General features: G+C 31.0%; 19 protein-coding genes. All 19 read right to left on the bottom strand.

What is annotated here, in order from left to right:
* Positions 1-9: 9 nt before the first annotated feature.
* The gene (gene yqeK / locus LQ615_RS02775; RefSeq protein ID WP_239703663.1) at positions 10-582 is read right to left on the bottom strand and encodes a bis(5'-nucleosyl)-tetraphosphatase (symmetrical) YqeK; all 573 of its coding nucleotides are present in this window, start codon (positions 580-582) and stop codon (positions 10-12) included.
* A complete protein-coding gene (nadD, locus tag LQ615_RS02770; RefSeq protein ID WP_064211032.1) occupies positions 572-1,144 on the bottom strand; it encodes a nicotinate (nicotinamide) nucleotide adenylyltransferase in 573 nt (190 codons plus the stop codon). The genes yqeK and nadD overlap by 11 nt, the downstream gene beginning before the upstream one ends.
* 5 nt (positions 1,145-1,149) lie before the next feature.
* Positions 1,150-1,440: a ribosome assembly RNA-binding protein YhbY gene (yhbY, locus tag LQ615_RS02765; protein WP_218688389.1), complete on the bottom strand. Its 291-nt coding sequence runs from the start codon at positions 1,438-1,440 to the stop codon at positions 1,150-1,152.
* A gap of 2 nt (positions 1,441-1,442) precedes the next feature.
* Positions 1,443-2,252 (bottom strand): shikimate dehydrogenase, encoded by an 810-nt coding sequence (gene aroE, locus LQ615_RS02760; protein ID WP_239703666.1) that lies wholly within the window; start codon positions 2,250-2,252, stop codon positions 1,443-1,445.
* Positions 2,253-2,264: 12 nt separating this feature from the next.
* A complete protein-coding gene (gene yqeH, locus LQ615_RS02755) occupies positions 2,265-3,365 on the bottom strand; it encodes a ribosome biogenesis GTPase YqeH (protein WP_239703669.1) in 1,101 nt (366 codons plus the stop codon).
* 2 nt (positions 3,366-3,367) lie between these two features.
* On the bottom strand, positions 3,368-3,892 hold the full coding sequence (locus LQ615_RS02750; protein WP_016998538.1) for a YqeG family HAD IIIA-type phosphatase: 525 nt from the start codon (positions 3,890-3,892) through the stop codon (positions 3,368-3,370).
* A gap of 230 nt (positions 3,893-4,122) precedes the next feature.
* Positions 4,123-4,812 carry a 5'-methylthioadenosine/adenosylhomocysteine nucleosidase gene (locus LQ615_RS02745; RefSeq protein WP_239703672.1) on the bottom strand — a complete coding sequence of 230 codons (690 nt, stop codon included), beginning with the start codon at positions 4,810-4,812 and terminating at the stop codon, positions 4,123-4,125.
* 67 nt (positions 4,813-4,879) lie between these two features.
* On the bottom strand, positions 4,880-6,118 hold the full coding sequence (locus LQ615_RS02740; RefSeq protein WP_239703675.1) for an NRAMP family divalent metal transporter: 1,239 nt from the start codon (positions 6,116-6,118) through the stop codon (positions 4,880-4,882).
* An 11-nt stretch (positions 6,119-6,129) separates the two neighbouring features.
* A complete protein-coding gene (pxpA, locus tag LQ615_RS02735; RefSeq protein ID WP_016998531.1) occupies positions 6,130-6,885 on the bottom strand; it encodes a 5-oxoprolinase subunit PxpA in 756 nt (251 codons plus the stop codon).
* A gap of 14 nt (positions 6,886-6,899) precedes the next feature.
* Positions 6,900-8,240, bottom strand: coding sequence for an acetyl-CoA carboxylase biotin carboxylase subunit (locus LQ615_RS02730; protein ID WP_135020632.1), 1,341 nt, complete (start codon positions 8,238-8,240; stop codon positions 6,900-6,902).
* Between the two features lie 15 nt (positions 8,241-8,255).
* A complete protein-coding gene (locus LQ615_RS02725) occupies positions 8,256-8,666 on the bottom strand; it encodes an acetyl-CoA carboxylase biotin carboxyl carrier protein (RefSeq protein ID WP_064211028.1) in 411 nt (136 codons plus the stop codon).
* A 2-nt stretch (positions 8,667-8,668) separates the two neighbouring features.
* Positions 8,669-9,670, bottom strand: a complete 1,002-nt coding sequence (locus LQ615_RS02720; protein WP_239703677.1) for a 5-oxoprolinase subunit C family protein — start codon at positions 9,668-9,670, stop codon at positions 8,669-8,671.
* Entirely contained in the window at positions 9,667-10,392 is a 726-nt protein-coding gene (gene pxpB / locus LQ615_RS02715; RefSeq protein WP_082894574.1) for a 5-oxoprolinase subunit PxpB, read from the bottom strand. The genes LQ615_RS02720 and pxpB overlap by 4 nt, the downstream gene beginning before the upstream one ends.
* A gap of 146 nt (positions 10,393-10,538) precedes the next feature.
* The gene (greA, locus tag LQ615_RS02710) at positions 10,539-11,015 is read right to left on the bottom strand and encodes a transcription elongation factor GreA (RefSeq protein WP_016998523.1); all 477 of its coding nucleotides are present in this window, start codon (positions 11,013-11,015) and stop codon (positions 10,539-10,541) included.
* Positions 11,016-11,044: 29 nt separating this feature from the next.
* Positions 11,045-11,668, bottom strand: a complete 624-nt coding sequence (gene udk, locus LQ615_RS02705) for a uridine kinase (RefSeq protein WP_016998522.1) — start codon at positions 11,666-11,668, stop codon at positions 11,045-11,047.
* Positions 11,668-12,936 carry a peptidase U32 family protein gene (locus LQ615_RS02700; RefSeq protein WP_070045751.1) on the bottom strand — a complete coding sequence of 423 codons (1,269 nt, stop codon included), beginning with the start codon at positions 12,934-12,936 and terminating at the stop codon, positions 11,668-11,670. The genes udk and LQ615_RS02700 overlap by 1 nt, the downstream gene beginning before the upstream one ends.
* A gap of 23 nt (positions 12,937-12,959) precedes the next feature.
* The gene (locus LQ615_RS02695) at positions 12,960-13,883 is read right to left on the bottom strand and encodes a peptidase U32 family protein (protein ID WP_016998520.1); all 924 of its coding nucleotides are present in this window, start codon (positions 13,881-13,883) and stop codon (positions 12,960-12,962) included.
* Positions 13,880-14,524, bottom strand: a complete 645-nt coding sequence (locus LQ615_RS02690; protein ID WP_239703682.1) for an O-methyltransferase — start codon at positions 14,522-14,524, stop codon at positions 13,880-13,882. Before LQ615_RS02690 ends, LQ615_RS02695 begins: the two co-directional genes overlap by 4 nt.
* 190 nt (positions 14,525-14,714) lie before the next feature.
* Positions 14,715-15,830 (bottom strand): endolytic transglycosylase MltG, encoded by a 1,116-nt coding sequence (mltG, locus tag LQ615_RS02685; RefSeq protein WP_064211025.1) that lies wholly within the window; start codon positions 15,828-15,830, stop codon positions 14,715-14,717.
* Between the last annotated feature and the right edge of the window lie 65 nt (positions 15,831-15,895).

Below are 15,895 nucleotides of genomic sequence, written 5' to 3'. Positions count from 1 at the left end.
ATCATTCCTTTATTGTTCTGTATGCATATTATAATAATTTAAGCATTCAATTGTTTTTAAATGTACAGTTTTATCTTTACCAACTAAATGTAACACTGTTCGTTTAGATATTTCATAAATCGCTTTATCTAAATTTTTATCTTTAAACACGATATCTCTAATATCATCTACACCAGGTTGCGTTCTTTTAGGTTCAATATAATCAGCGATAAAGATTATTTTCTCAGTTTTATTCATATGCGCTCTACCAGTAGTGTGGTTATATATCGCATAATATACTTCCTCATCATCAATTTCATATTCATCTTTTAATCTTGCAGCTGCCACTGGCCCATGTAAAATCTCAGATCCATAGCTTAATAAATCTTGACCTAAATCATACTTCGTTACACTTTGATACAACTCTGATAACTCTTCATATTTACATAAGTCATGTAGAATGCCTGCGAGCTCAACTTTTTTCGGATCTCCATCAAAAATTTCCGCCATTTTCTTACCAGTTTCTGCTACTCTTATTGAATGGTTATAACGTTTTGTGGGTAAAGTTTCTTCTACGAGTTTAACTACTTTTTTAATCTTCATACAACCGTCCCCTTTTGATATATCTTTCAATTCTTGGTGTAACTAACATCTTGACTGAATGATGATTTTTACAACGATTTCGTATATCCGTCGAGCTTATATCCATCCTTGGGATATTTAGGGATAACATACCACTATCAACATTTTGTTTATCTACTTCTCTATTGACCACTACAAACGTAACCATTTCTTTCAATTTATCAATATTTCTCCATTTATCTAAATTTACATATTGATCTGTTCCGATGATTAAATAGATTTGATATTCTGGATATTCATTTTGAATTTCACTAATAGTATCAAAAGTATAACTTGTTCCTTGTCTGTTTATTTCTCTTTTATCAATTACGCCGAATTCTAAATCTTCAATTGCTAACTTTAGCATGTCAATTCTTTCATTTTCTAACAACTGAGATTCATTGTGGCTTTTTAAAGGTGATTGATAACTTGGTAAAAACACAAACTCATCTGGTTTAACAAATTGATAGGCTTCACTCGCAACTAACATATGGCCTACATGTATTGGATTGAATTGGCCACCGTATATCATGATTTTTTTCATTTTATTTAAGGTAATTCTATTTTTTTGTTTTCTTTAGATTCTTTATAAAGAATAATGATACTACCTATAAGTTGAACGAGTTCACTTTCAGTTTGTTCAGATATTGAATTTGCTACTTCTTTATGATCATCCATGTAGTTTTGTAAAATGTGTACTTTAATTAATTCTCTTTTTTCTAATGCCTCGTTTAATTGTTCTATCATGTTTTCACTTATTCCGCCTTTACCTATTTGGAATATTGGATCTAAGTGATGAGCTTCTTTTCTTAAATATCTCTTTTGTTTACCTGTTAACATATTTATCTCCTTTTAAGTTCTTCTATAACTTTATTTTTCATTGATTTTATATCCGCAGTTTCACCTGTCCATATTTTAAAACTTTCTGCACCTTGGTATATAAACATATCTAAACCATTATATATAGTTAATCCTCTACTTTCACATGCTCGTAAAAGTGGTGTTTTGTCTGGGATATAAATAATATCACAGACTAAAGCATTTGCGTGAATTTCTTCTATAGGTATAATGAGTTCATCCGATGATTCATTCATACCAACTGGTGTCGTATTAATAATAATATCGAATTCGTTCAAAATAGGCTTTATTTTATCTAATTGATACTGATTAATATCTAAATTCCAATTTTCAAATCTTTCAAGACTGCGATTTGCTACAGAAATTTTCCTTTCAGTATACTTCATCATTTCAGCGACTATGCCTTTACTTGCACCGCCAGCACCTAGTACAAGTATATTTTTGCCTGCTATAGAACCATAATTATCTAGTAAACCTTTAACAAATCCAATACCATCTGTATTATAACCTGTCCATTTATCACCATCTATATGAACAGTATTAACAGCTCCTATATGCTCAGCATTTGTAGAAATTTCATCTAAGTATGGAATAATCGTTTCTTTATGTGGAATCGTAATATTAAATCCATCAAGTTCTTTTTCTTTTATGATATCTCTTATATGCTGCATATGTTTAGGGTCTATATCAAGTGATATATATTCATCATCTCTTTCTAACGCTTCAAAGTTATTTAAATGCATAATTGGAGAAAGAGAATGTCCTATTGGATGTCCTATAACTGCAAATTTCATGTCGCTCACCTCTTATAAAATTGATTTTCTTGATGTAACCTCTACCTCTTTAGGTGCTATTACGTTTATTTCTGCGCCTTCGTCCACTGTAATAAAGCCTAAACCAGAAATCATAATATCACGTCTTTCATCTTTAACAAATATTTCATTGTTTTTCAAATTATTAAAATCAAAATTTTCTTTAGAATATGGTGGTTTTAATAATTCCCCAATTTGGCGTTCCCATAGATCATCAGCATTTTCTAGCTTTGTTCTATGGATATTCAAATCATTTGAAATGAAACAAGTTAATGAACGACGTCCACCTTTTTTATAATCAACTCTTACTAGCCCACCTAAGAATAAAGATTGTTCTTCATTCAATTGATAAACTTTAGGTTTAATTTCTTTTTTCGGCATTATGACTTTTAATTCTTTATCTGTAACATAATGAGTCATTTGATGACTTTGGATAATTCCAGGTGTATCGAACATATAAGAATCATCATCTAAAGGTATATCTATCATATCTAAAGTTGTACCTGGAAAATGACTTGTTGTGATAACATCTTTTTCTCCAACACTCTTTTCAATCAAACGATTTATAAGCGTAGATTTACCTACGTTTGTCGTACCTACAACAAAGACATCTTTTCTATCTCTGATTTCTTCTATTGTGCCTAATAGTTCATCAATTCCTTGATTTTTAGCGGCAGAAATAAGTACAACTTTGTCAGGATTTAAACCATAATCTTTCGCTCTTTGTCTTAGCCATATTTCTACTCTCTTTTTATTAATGGCTTTTGGTAAAATATCCATCTTGTTTGCAACTAAAATCACTTTTTTCTTTCCTACAATATCCTTTAGTCGATGTATCATTGAACCTTCCAAATCAAATACGTCCACTACGTTTACAATCAAACCATCTTCATTATGAAGTGATTTCAACATATTTAAAAAATCATCACTTGTTAAATCTACATCTTGTACTTCATTATAATTTTTTAGTCTGAAACACCTTTTACAAATTACATCTTCTTTATTCAAGCTGGATTTTGGAACGTAACCCGCTTCGTTCGGGTGTTCTGATTGTAATGTTGCCCCACAACCAATACATTTTGCTGTTTCTGTCAAATTTATTCCTCCCAATTAATTAAACCTTTTCTTTTGAAACGATTTAATAATCTTCTTTCTATTAATCGATTAAATTTAGTAATTAAACCGTCTGTTTTTTTCACAGGAACAACCATAATTGTATATAAACCATTTCGGTTGCCTCCAAATACATCTGTTAACATTTGATCGCCTATTACAACCACTTCTGATTTTTGTACATTCATAAGATGAGAAGCTTGTCTAAACGCTTTACCTCTTGGCTTACGAGCTTTAAATATAAAATCAATGTTTAATGTTTTTGAAAATGATTCTACACGCTTTTGACCGTTATTAGAAACAATCGTTACAGTAATATCATTTTCTTTCATTCGTTCAAACCAATTTCTCACATCATCTGTTGGATCTTTAACATCCCAACCAACTAAAGTGTTATCTAAATCTGTAATAATAGCTTTTATGCCTTTACTTTTTAAATGCTCTGGACGAATATGATAAATTGATTCTACATATTCATTTGGTAAAAAATATTTTGTAAATATACCCATGTTTACACCTCTATATTATTTCTTATTCTAACATAAAAATAACTTAAATTTCTTTTACATAAAACAAAATAAAAGTGTTGCAAACCTTTAAAGATTTGCAACACTCAATATTATTCTGTAATTTCACGGTCAGAAGATTTTTCAACATCTGTATTCGCATAAATTACAAATCCAACAAGTGCTGTAGCAATGACAGCGATAGCCATTAATATTAACATTTTACTGCCTCCTTATGCCACTCTATTTAATAATAATTTTACAATTTTACTTGAGTTCACGCAAGCAACTTTTAAGAATTCATCAAAAGTCACATCTGATTCTTTATCAGCTAAATCTGAAACTGCTCTTGTTACTATAATCGGAACTTCATATTGATAACAAGTTTGCGCAATAGCGCCAGCTTCCATTTCAACGACACTAACTGTAGGGAATGTTTCTTTTATTACTCTTCTTTGTTCTAAAGAACCAATAAAACTATCAGCTGTTGCAACTTCTCCAACAACTCCGTTTAATTCTAATTCTTCAATTGTTGAACGCGCACTTTTAATTAAATGATTTTCTGTCGTATAAGATTCAGGCATGCCAGGAACTTGTCCCATTTTATACCCAAATGCAGTAGCATTTACATCATGATAGTAAACTTTATTACTTATAATAATGTCACCTATATTTAAATTAGGATCAATAGCTCCAGCTGAACCAGTGTTAATAATTAGATCTGGTTTAAAATCATTAATCATTAAAGCGGTAGTGATTGCTGCGTTAACTTTACCAATTCCACTTTGTGCAAGAACTATTTCTTTTCCTTCTAAATGTCCTTTATAGAATATAACATGTGCTTTTTTAATTGTTTCTTTATTTTCTATAGCGGATTTTAATATTTCAACTTCTTCTTCCATTGCTCCAATAATACCTATCATGTTAAATCACTCCATCATGTTCATTCTTATATATATTAACATAATAGACTTAATTATAGATATAAATTTAATTATTCCATAAATCTTGTAGACCTTGTAGAGATAAGACACCTGCTATCAATGTCGTTAATACAGCTATTACACCTATTACAAGCATCCAAGTTGGATGTCTATAATCTCCAACAATACTCTTTTTACGAGACGCTATTAAGATTGTTCCTAAAGTAACTGGTAATATTAATCCATTCATAGCACCTGCAATTATTAATAACTTAACTGGTTTACCAATCGTTAAGAAAATAATAGAAGAAATTACAATAAATAATATAATTACTAAGTTTTTATGGTTTTTAATTGATGGATGTAGCGATTGTATAAAAGTAGTACTTGTATAAGCACAACCAATAACTGACGATAAAGCCGCTGCAAATAATACAACTCCAAAAACTTGTTTGCCAACTGGACCTAGGACATGTTCAAATACCGATGCTGGAGGGTTATCTGGATTAAGTGTAAATCCAGTGACTACAACACCTAAAACAGCTAGAAATAAAAATGTTCTCATTACGCCTGTTGTTAATATACCCGAAATTGCAGCTCTGTTAACAAAAGGAATGTAATGCTTACCAGTTATACCGGCCTCGAGTAATCTATGTGCTCCAGCAAATGTAATATAACCACCTACCGTACCACCAACTAATGTAATAATCGGTACTATCAGCTTATTAATATCATCTGGTACTATCATTTTTTGAGCTGCTTCCATTACAGGTGGTTTTGTTAAAACCATAACATAAGCAACAATTGCTATCATTAGAACACCTAGTATTTGTGTAATAATGTCTACAACTTTCTGTGCATTTCTAACAATAAATATTAATATTGCTAATATACCAGTTATACCGGCACCTATCCGTACATCAATACCAAAAATTGCATTTAAACCTAGACCTGCACCTGCTACGTTACCAATGTTAAATGCAAGTCCACCAATAGCAATTAATACCGCAATAAATGTACCTAAACCTTTGAATACATCATTAGCAATATCTTGGCCGCCTTTACCGACTACTGTAATTACTCGCCATATATTAATTTGAGCACCTATGTCTATAATAATAGATGCTAAAATAGCAAAAGCAAAACTAGCCATAAACTGTTCTGTGAATACTGCCGTTTGTGTTAAAAATGCTGGGCCAATAGAAGATGTGGCCATCAAGAATACGGCACCCCATAGTATTCTACGATGTTTATTAGTATATTCAAATGGCTTGCTTAAATCATCATACCCCTTTTGTTCTTTCATGTACATTCCTCCTAGTTTAACGCTTTAATCTCAATACCTTCAGATTTAAATTGCTTTATTATTTCTTTTACAAAATTTAAAGCATGTTCACCATCACCATGAACACAAATTGTATCTGCTTCTATATCTATTTCTTTTCCGTTTATAGATGTTACTTTCGATTCTTTTACCATTTTTAATACTTGATTAACCGCTTGTTGTGTATCGGTTATTAGAGCACCTTCTTTCTTTCTAGAAACCAACTGTGCATCGTCTTCATAAGCTCTATCAGCAAAAACTTCACTTTTATATTTAAGATCAAGACGCTTACAAGATTTAATAAGTTCACTGTTAGACAATCCTACGAGAAATAACTGGTCATCAAAGTCTTTTACAGCCTTAACAATAGCATCAGCTATCTTTGAATCCCTAGCACCCATTTGGTACAAAGCGCCATGAGGTTTTACATGATAAAGTTTTGTATCATGTATTTTACAAAATGCTGACAGTGCACCTAATTGATAAATAACCAAATCATATACTTCTTGCGGTGTTACATCAATATTTCTTCTTCCAAACCCTATTAAATCTTGGTAGCCCGGATGTGCACCGATATGAATATTATGTTGTTTAGCAATTTCAACTGTTTGATTCATAACATGTTGATCACCTGCGTGAAAACCACATGCTACGTTTGCTGAAGTTATTAAAGGTAATATCGTCTCATCATCACCTAATTTATAATTACCAAAACTTTCACCTAAATCACAATTTAAATCAACTTGCATGATTCCCATCTCCTTTATACTATTTTATGTTCATGTAAGAATTTAATTGTTATATCATTGTCTATGTATGGTTGATAACTTAAGACTCGATACAAGAAGTCTAATGTAGTAGGAAATCCTTCTATTACAGTCTCTTCAAGCGTACCTTTCATTTTTTCTATAGCTTCTTGACGATTAGCCCCTTTAACAAGTATTTTAGCAACTAATGAATCATAATAAGGCGGTATTTCATAGCCATTATATAACATGCTATCTATTCTTGTATTAAATCCATTAGGTAAGTGAAGCGCATTCACTTTACCAGCAGCCGGTCTAAATTTCTTCTCAGGATCCTCTGCATTAATTCGACATTCAATAACATGTCCATTAAAATTAATATCTTCTTGTTTGATTTTTAAATGTTCACCATTAGCCATTAATATCTGTTGTTTAATTAAATCAATATCAGTTAATAGTTCTGTGACAGTATGTTCTACTTGAATTCTTGTATTCATTTCTAAGAAATAATAACCATCATCTGTCAATAAAAATTCAATTGTTCCTGCCCCTTCATAATCACAAGCTAATGCAGCTTTTACAGCATCTTCATGTAGTGAATCTCGTGTGTCTTTGTCTAAGGCCGCACAAGGTGCTTCTTCTATTAATTTTTGGTTCTTTCTTTGTATAGAACAATCTCTTTCACCTAAATGGACAGCTTCTTTATGTTTACTTCCTAAAACTTGTACTTCCACATGTCTTGCTTTATCTATAAATGCTTCGATATATACTCGTTTATCATTAAAATATTTTTCACCTTCAGATTGTGCTTCTTTAAAATATTTTTCTACTTCGGTTTCATCATTTACGATTCGAATACCTTTACCACCACCACCGCTAGCAGCTTTAATCACAAATGGATAATTAATTTCTTTAGCTATGTTTTTTGCATCGGCGACATCTGTAACCTCCCCAATAGATCCTGGGATAATTGGTACATCAGCATTATACATTGTTTCTCTAGCTTTAATTTTATCTCCCATCAAATCCATAGTGTTATAACTTGGACCTACAAATATAAGATTTTCTTCGTCTACTCTTTTTCTAAATGTAGTTGATTCAGATAAAAAGCCATAACCAGGATGTATTGCCTCAGCTTTACTCATTCTACATGCTTCTAAAATACGCTCGATATCCAAATAACTGTCTATAGATTGATTGGGTCCAATACAATACGCTTCATCTGCTAATTGTACATGTAAACTATCTTTATCTGCTTCTGAATAAATAGCTATGGTTGTGATGTTCATCATCCTACAAGTCCTGATAATTCTAACAGCAATTTCTCCTCTATTAGCTATTAATAAACGTTTAATCATTACAATTCCCCTTTTTTACTTTAATGTAAAGATTGTTTGTCCGTATTCAACTGGTTCTCCATGGTCAATATGTATTTCTTCAATAACACCATCTTCATCACTCGTTATTTCATTAAGAACTTTCATCGATTCTATATATCCTACTACTTGTCCTTTGTTTACTTTATCTCCTATATTAACTAATGGATTAGATAACGTTTCTTCATCTTGAAGATAAAAAGTACCAATAATTTCAGCATTTATAGATTTTGGTTCAGATTCTTCATTAGTATTTTGTTTAGTTGTTTCTTTAGGTTGTTGTACTACTTCTGAATTATGAGAATTTAAATCTAATTCAACTTGAAACTGTTCTTCTTTATATTTCATATAAGGAATATCATTCGTTTTCATTAAATTGATTAATTGTTCTACTTTTTCTATACTCATTTTTATTTCCCCTTTATTAATTGTCCTAATTTTTTAGATTTAGGTCTAATAAAATCTAATGATTTGAATTTTTTAATCTTTATTAGGTCTAAATCACATTTCACATTGTTTGAATATTCTTTGTATGATTCATTGGCTTCTTCGACTGAAATCCATTTAAATGTTATTTCATCATTTGCCTTTAATTGAGACAATCTTTCTCTGCCCACGAAACTAACTGTAGCTATCTTAGTGTAGCCACCTATTGTTTGTCTGTCGTTTAGAAGAATAATAGGTTGGCCATTGCTTGGTATTTGGACGCTACCAGGTGCAATTGGTTCAGATATAATATCCGCACTATCCAGATGTTCTAAGTTAGATTCTCCGATTATTCGATAGCCCATCCTATCTGACATATCCGAAATCTTATAAACTTGTTCTGTTAATAACCTTTTTGAAGCATCAGTAAACTGGTCGAATTGTAATCCTTTTATTATTGGTATAATATATTTTTCCTCGTCTTCTTCAACATTAAACTTATTACCTATGACGTCTTGGTTTAAATTTTTATCTTTAAAGCTTAAAGTGTCACCAGACTTTAATGTTCTACCTTTGTACCCACCTATACCACTACGTGTATGAGTTGATAAACTACCTAAAATAGGATCAATATTCAACAATTTATGAAATGCTAAGTATCCTCTTGTTCCTTTAGTGATTTGCTTAATATTTAAAACTTGACCTTTATCTACAAAAATTGCAGTATTTACCGGTACAGTTAAATCATCTAAATATATTTCAGCGTCATATGCGACAAATGTAATAATGTTTGCTTCTGAAAATTTCAATGTCGGACCATTTAAAGTAACTTCTAACACTGCTGAATTTTCATTATCTACCAATGCAGTAGCTAATTTATAAAAATATTGGTTCATAACGCCAGCAACTGAAAAACCATCTTTTTCATGTTTATACCTACCTAAATCTTGTACTGTTGTAAACAATCCAGGTTTTATTACTTTCATCTCACTTCACCAACTAACTGATTATAATCATACGTACCATCTAATATCTCTTTCTCAATTTTGTTATAAGTTTCTTCGTCTATTGATTCAAAAGAAATATAGTCTCCAGCTTCATATAAAATCATTGGATTACGATTTAAATTAAATACATCTATAGGTGTCCTACCGATAATTTGCCATCCCCCTGGAGATTCTTTAGGGTATAAACCAGTTTGGTTATTAGCAATCCCAACAGATCCAGCTGCAATTTTCTTTCTCGGTGTTTCCTTCCTCGGTGTATGTATTTTCTTGTCTAATCCACCTAAAAATGGAAATCCTGGTAAAAATCCTATAGCATATATTAAATATTGCCCACCAGTGTGAATATTAATAACATCCTCTTTTGTTATATTTGCATGATCTGCAACTACATTTAAGTCCGGTCCATATTGCTCCCCATAAACAACTGGTAATGTAATGCACTTTTTAGATTGGTTAGATGATTTTTTAGTTTTTTCTATTTCGTTTAATTTCAAGTCTTCTAACAATTGCTCATATGTAAAATTCAAACCATCAAACTCAACCATAATAGAATTATACGAAGTTGTAACACTTAGTACACCTGGATGATTTAATTCTTCTAGTTGCATAGCTAAAAATGAAATTTTTTCTTTTACATCAGGATTAATTTCATTTTTATCATAAATCATGAAATGTGTTTCGCTAATCGCTTTTATATTCAATTTTACACCCCTTTTTATTAGCCATAATAATCAGACTATTTAAATTAATACTTCACTATAATAACATGAATTAAATCAAAACAAAAAGGCTGTTTATACATTTAATGGAAATGCGTAAACAGCCTTTTTATATTTTGTAAAAATATTTAGTCTATTTTTACTATTTTAACTTTCATTTCATTACCATTTGGTAATGGAACATTTACTTCTTGATTTAATTTTTTACCTATTAATGCTTTAGCAATTGGAGATTCGTTAGAAATTTTACCTTCAAATGGGTCTGCTTCAGCTGAACCTACTATTTTGTAGCTTTCTTCTTCGTCGCCTGGTATTTCTGTAAAAGTAACTGTTCTACCAATTTGAATTTCATTTTTAGCACCATTATCTTCGATAATTTGAGCGTGACGAATCATATTTTCTATTTTTTGAATTTCTTGTTCAATAAAGCCTTGCTCATCTTTTGCTGCATCGTATTCTGAATTCTCAGATAAGTCACCAAAGCTACGAGCAACTTTTATTTTTTCAACGACTTCTGGTCGTTTAACTGTTTTTAATTCTTCTAATTCTTGTTCTAATTTTTCAAAACCTTCCTGTGTCATAGGAAATTCTTTTTGTGTTTCCATTCTTCCATCTTCCTTTACTTTGTAATTATTTAGATATTTTGGACTAATGATTGAATCTTAGTCGTCATGATGTCTATTGCAACCTTATTACTACCACCTTCAGGGATAATGATGTCTGCATATTTTTTTGTAGGTTCTATAAATTGAATATGCATAGGTCTAACAACTGATAGGTATTGATCTATTACTGAATCCATTGTACGTCCACGCTCTTTAATATCTCTCGTTAAACGTCGAAGTATTCTAAGATCAGCGTCAGTATCAACATAAATCTTAACATCCATCAAATCTCTTAAATCTTCATTTTCTAAAGCGAATATACCTTCAAGTATAATTACGTCTTTAGGTTCGAACCTAATTGTCTTATCACTTCTAGTATGATTTGAATAATCATAAGTTGGAACTTCAATTACATTTCCCTCTTTAAGATTTTTTAAATCATTCACTAACCTTTCGTTATCGAAAGCAAATGGATGATCATAATTTGTCTTCAACCTATCTTCAAAAGACATATGTGATTGATCTTTATAATAGTAATCTTGTTCAATTAAAGCAACACTATATCCATCTAAATCTTTCATTATCTCGGATGTTACAGAAGTTTTCCCTGAACCAGAACCCCCTGCAATACCTATTATTGTTGTCTTTCCCATCAAACTAATCCCTTTCTCATCATATTATTTGGGTATATTGGATGATCCACTTTAATTTGTATTATTTGTAGTGGATGTCTCGCTGCATCTAATTCCACGCCATCTTCGTCATATATTTTATCAATAACTTGTGTGAAATTATCAATTTCAGGTCCAAAGAATTCAATTTTCTGACCAGGCTTAAAATAATTTCTTTGTTGAATAGTTGCAATTTGTGATTCTGGGTCATAGTCTATCACTAAACCACAAAAATCAAAAGGTGTTTTTTTATTTGCTTCGCGGCCAAACATTTGCTCTTCAAAATGAGGGACACCTTCAAAGAATGCTGGAGCTGTATCTCTATTAGCACATTTATCAAGTTCAACTAACCATTCTGGATCAATTTTAAAGTTCTCTGGATCTTCAGCGTAGCTATCGATAACTTTTCTATAAACGGATACAACTGTTGCGATATAGTGCATAGATTTCATACGACCTTCAATTTTTAAAGAATCAATACCGATGTCCATCATTTTAGGTATAGATTCGATTAATTTCAAGTCTTTTGGACTCATTGCAAACGGTGTAGTATCTTCACCGCCAAAATAAGGCTCTAATTCGCCATCTTCTTCAACTGTTATTAAATCATAATCCCAACGGCAACTTTGACAACAACCACCTCTATTTGAGTCTCTCGCTGTCATATGATTGCTTAATGTACATCTGCCAGAGTATGCAATGCACATAGCACCATGGATGAAAGTTTCTATTTCAATATCTACTTTTTCTTTCATTTCACGCATTTCTTCAGCACTAGTTTCACGAGCTAACACTACTCTTTCTAAGCCTTCTTCTTTCCAATATTGAACAGCGCGATAATTAGATAATGACTGTTGTGTACTTAAATGAATTTCTAAATTAGGCGCAACACGTTTACATGTTTCAATAATAAGTGGATCGGCAACTATTATGCCATGAGCACCTGTATTACTTAATCCTTTTAAGTAATCTTCCAAGCCTGGAATATTCTCATCATGAGCAAATATGTTTGTCGTAACGTATATTTTAGCACCATATTTATCAGCAAACTGAACACCTTCAGCTATCTCTTCCATAGTGAAATTATCAGCATTAGATCTCAACCCATATTCTTGTCCACCTAAAAAGACAGCGTCTGCACCATAATGGACAGCAATTTTTAATTTTTCTAAATTGCCTGCAGGTGCTAGTAATTCTGGTTTTTTCAATTTTGATTTACGACTAGCGCCAATAGGTTCTAATACTTTCATTTTAATCATTCCTTTAATCTAACTTAGTAAACTGTTTGTTTAAATAAGAAACCTTGATCCATTGGACGATGATCTTTTTGAACATCTTCAATAGGCTCTAATAACATAAATTTTTCATCTTCATACAATTCTGGGTCTTCGTTATATAAATCGATGGCTTGTCTATACTGCTCTGTAGCTACATTTATATATTCTTCTGTTTGTAAAACACCATCAATTTTTAAACTGTCAATATTTGCTTCTAATAGCTCTTCTAAATCTTCAATTAAACAAATGTCATTAGGGCTCATAATATGCGTACCATTGCTATCTTCATAAATTGGATATTTATTACTTCGTTCTTCATCATACAATAGCATATCTTTATTTTCTTTTCTGTTTTCTATCTTCATTACTTTATCTTGATACATAAAGTAATTACCTAGCAGTTTACGTTTAGATTGGAACATACATGTCATTCCATGAACTTGCACTTCTATTTCCACATTGCTGTTTTTCTTTATTTCGATTACTTCTTCTATGCTTAGTTCACGTGCAAGAACTGCTCTATTAGCACCGCGTTCTCCCCAATAATTACATTGGAAATGATTTGTGACAATAGTTTCAGCATTCCAATTTAAAGGTATTGGGTTCTCTTGTTCTTTTACTGCCATCAATACTGCAGGATCTCCAAAAATAATGCGGTCAACGTTTAATTCATGTAATAAATCAATATATGCTTCTAGATCAGCTATATGTTCATTATGAAAAATAGCATTTACAGCTACATATGCTTTTTTACCATGTTCATGAATAATTTTAATAGCCTCACGTAATTCGGGTTCTTTAAATTCTCCTGCTAGTCTTAAGCCAAATTTTTCTTCACCAATGACAAACGCATCTGCACCTAATTCAATTAAAGTCTCAATGTGGTTGATTGACTTAGGCGTAACTAGTAATTCTGTCATACTTCTAACTCCTTTTTAGAAATAGCTATGCCATCTCCTACGTTCATTAAAGTTGTTTTATAGTCTCTGCGATTTATTAACCACTCATTATAATTTTTAACTTTTTTAACCATTTGTCTTACATTTCTACTTCTAACAATATCGATATCACTTACAAATCCATGATATAAAATATTATCAGTAATAATGACCCCATCATTTTTTAAAAATGGCTCATATAGCTCGAAAAACTTTTGTGATTGAGCCTTAGCTGCATCAATAAATATCATATCAAATTTAATTTCATTTGGAATGAATTTTTCTGCTTTTAAAGCATCAGCGAAAATGGGATGAACTTGATTTTCAAAACCATATTGTTTTATATTGCGAGCAGCTAGCTCATACATTTCTTCATTTCTTTCAATAGTCCAAACTTTAATATCGTTATGACATGAAGCGAAATGCATTGCACTATATCCAATAGCTGTACCAATTTCTAAAATATTTTTAGCTTCTTTTATTCTAATAATTTGTTTTACAAATTCGGTCGATATCTTATCCATAATTGGGACATTATGTTGAGCAGCATACGGTCTCAAATCATCAATTTGAGATGAGTTTTGAAATAACAATTGTTCAATATACTCTATATCTTTATCCATGTCATGACTTCCTTACACTTGAATATAATAAAAAACCCAACTAGCTTATATAACTAGTTAGTATGTCTCACTCATTTATTTATATGGTTTTATAAACATTAGATATTTTATCACATAATGACATAAATAGTAAGAGTAAATTTAAAACAAGAACGCTTATAATCAGTTTCAGCGTTCTTGCTTTAATATTTTATTTAGATTGGTTTTCTTTTTGTTCTTTTAAACTAGATGAGAATAATACTTTACCACTATTGTTTTTTGTAAAATAATAGTAATCCGTATCTGGTGGATTAATTGTTGTACTAGCTGTTTCTTCAGAAATATTGCTTATTGGTCCAATTGGAATACCCTTGTGTGTATAAGAGTTATATTTGGAGTCATTATTAAAGTCACTTTCTGACAAATCCTCATTTGGTTCTTTTCTAACTGCATAACTAACAGTCGCGTCAGAATCTAAAGCACTTTGCGGGTTATTTTCTATTCTGTTTATTAATAACGAAATATATCTTGATTTGTCAGTTATCTTCTTCATTTCCGACTCAACTATTGAAGATAATGTCATATATTCATGGAATGTAATTTCAGTTTCTTGGTAGTTTTTTGTTATCTTAAAAGCACCATTGTCTTTATATTTCTTAAATGTAGTGTCATAAGTATTCTTCAACATTTCATCTATAATATCATCTAATGATACATCACTTTCTGAATATTGATATGTATTCGGAGCTAAATACCCTTCTAAAGGATATCTAATATCTTTATTCATTATCTCGTCAGTTAACATGTCAGGATATTTTTTTTGGAATTTCTTTATGTAGTCTCTATCCCGCATTTTCTTCTTAAAAGTTTCTCTTGATATTGAAGTGTTCTCTTCTACTACTCCCGCTATTAGTTCAATTGTAGAACCTTCTTTTATTTCAAATTGAACAGCAGTTTTTAAATAAACTTTACCAGATTCTAAACTTTTCGCTATTTCTTTGAGCGTCATAGATGGCGAAAACTTATATTCACCTGCTTGAAAGCTAGAAATATTATTTAATTTTAAATAATATTTGAATGTCGTAGCGTTTCTTATAATATTTTTATCTGCAAGTTGGTGACTTAACGTTTCAGTCGTAGTATTTGGATTAACAGTTATGATGATTTTTTCATTGCTGTCAGCATTTACTGGTCTCGTATTTACTCCTGCAACAATTAACCCTATTAAAACTGTTAGTATAAATAATAAGAAAAGGATGACTAAAATCGTTAAACTTATATACTTAGATAACAACCTTGCATCTTTATAAATACTATTTTTCTTCATAAGCCACTTTTACTCCTTAGATAAATAAATTGTCCCTAATGATTATATCACATTAGGGACAAAGT

The sequence above is a fragment of the Mammaliicoccus sp. C-M13 genome, from assembly GCF_022386845.1.
Lineage (GTDB): Bacteria > Bacillota > Bacilli > Staphylococcales > Staphylococcaceae > Mammaliicoccus > Mammaliicoccus lentus.
This window is presented reverse-complemented; position numbering and strand designations above follow the sequence as displayed.

Bases quoted from the DNA above. Each gene is read 5' to 3' on its own strand.
- yqeK (WP_239703663.1), bottom strand. From the start codon at position 582: ATGAAGATTAAAAAAGTAGTTAAACTCGTAGAAGAAACTTTACCCACA.
- nadD (WP_064211032.1), bottom strand. From the start codon at position 1,144: ATGAAAAAAATCATGATATACGGTGGCCAATTCAATCCAATACATGTA.
- yhbY (WP_218688389.1), bottom strand. From the start codon at position 1,440: ATGTTAACAGGTAAACAAAAGAGATATTTAAGAAAAGAAGCTCATCAC.
- aroE (WP_239703666.1), bottom strand. From the start codon at position 2,252: ATGAAATTTGCAGTTATAGGACATCCAATAGGACATTCTCTTTCTCCA.
- LQ615_RS02750 (WP_016998538.1), bottom strand. From the start codon at position 3,892: ATGGGTATATTTACAAAATATTTTTTACCAAATGAATATGTAGAATCA.
- LQ615_RS02745 (WP_239703672.1), bottom strand. From the start codon at position 4,812: ATGATAGGTATTATTGGAGCAATGGAAGAAGAAGTTGAAATATTAAAA.
- LQ615_RS02740 (WP_239703675.1), bottom strand. From the start codon at position 6,118: ATGAAAGAACAAAAGGGGTATGATGATTTAAGCAAGCCATTTGAATAT.
- pxpA (WP_016998531.1), bottom strand. From the start codon at position 6,885: ATGCAAGTTGATTTAAATTGTGATTTAGGTGAAAGTTTTGGTAATTAT.
- LQ615_RS02730 (WP_135020632.1), bottom strand. From the start codon at position 8,240: ATGATTAAACGTTTATTAATAGCTAATAGAGGAGAAATTGCTGTTAGA.
- LQ615_RS02725 (WP_064211028.1), bottom strand. From the start codon at position 8,666: ATGAGTATAGAAAAAGTAGAACAATTAATCAATTTAATGAAAACGAAT.
- LQ615_RS02720 (WP_239703677.1), bottom strand. From the start codon at position 9,670: ATGAAAGTAATAAAACCTGGATTGTTTACAACAGTACAAGATTTAGGT.
- greA (WP_016998523.1), bottom strand. From the start codon at position 11,015: ATGGAAACACAAAAAGAATTTCCTATGACACAGGAAGGTTTTGAAAAA.
- udk (WP_016998522.1), bottom strand. From the start codon at position 11,668: ATGGGAAAGACAACAATAATAGGTATTGCAGGGGGTTCTGGTTCAGGG.
- LQ615_RS02700 (WP_070045751.1), bottom strand. From the start codon at position 12,936: ATGAAAGTATTAGAACCTATTGGCGCTAGTCGTAAATCAAAATTGAAA.
- LQ615_RS02695 (WP_016998520.1), bottom strand. From the start codon at position 13,883: ATGACAGAATTACTAGTTACGCCTAAGTCAATCAACCACATTGAGACT.
- LQ615_RS02690 (WP_239703682.1), bottom strand. From the start codon at position 14,524: ATGGATAAAGATATAGAGTATATTGAACAATTGTTATTTCAAAACTCA.
- mltG (WP_064211025.1), bottom strand. From the start codon at position 15,830: ATGAAGAAAAATAGTATTTATAAAGATGCAAGGTTGTTATCTAAGTAT.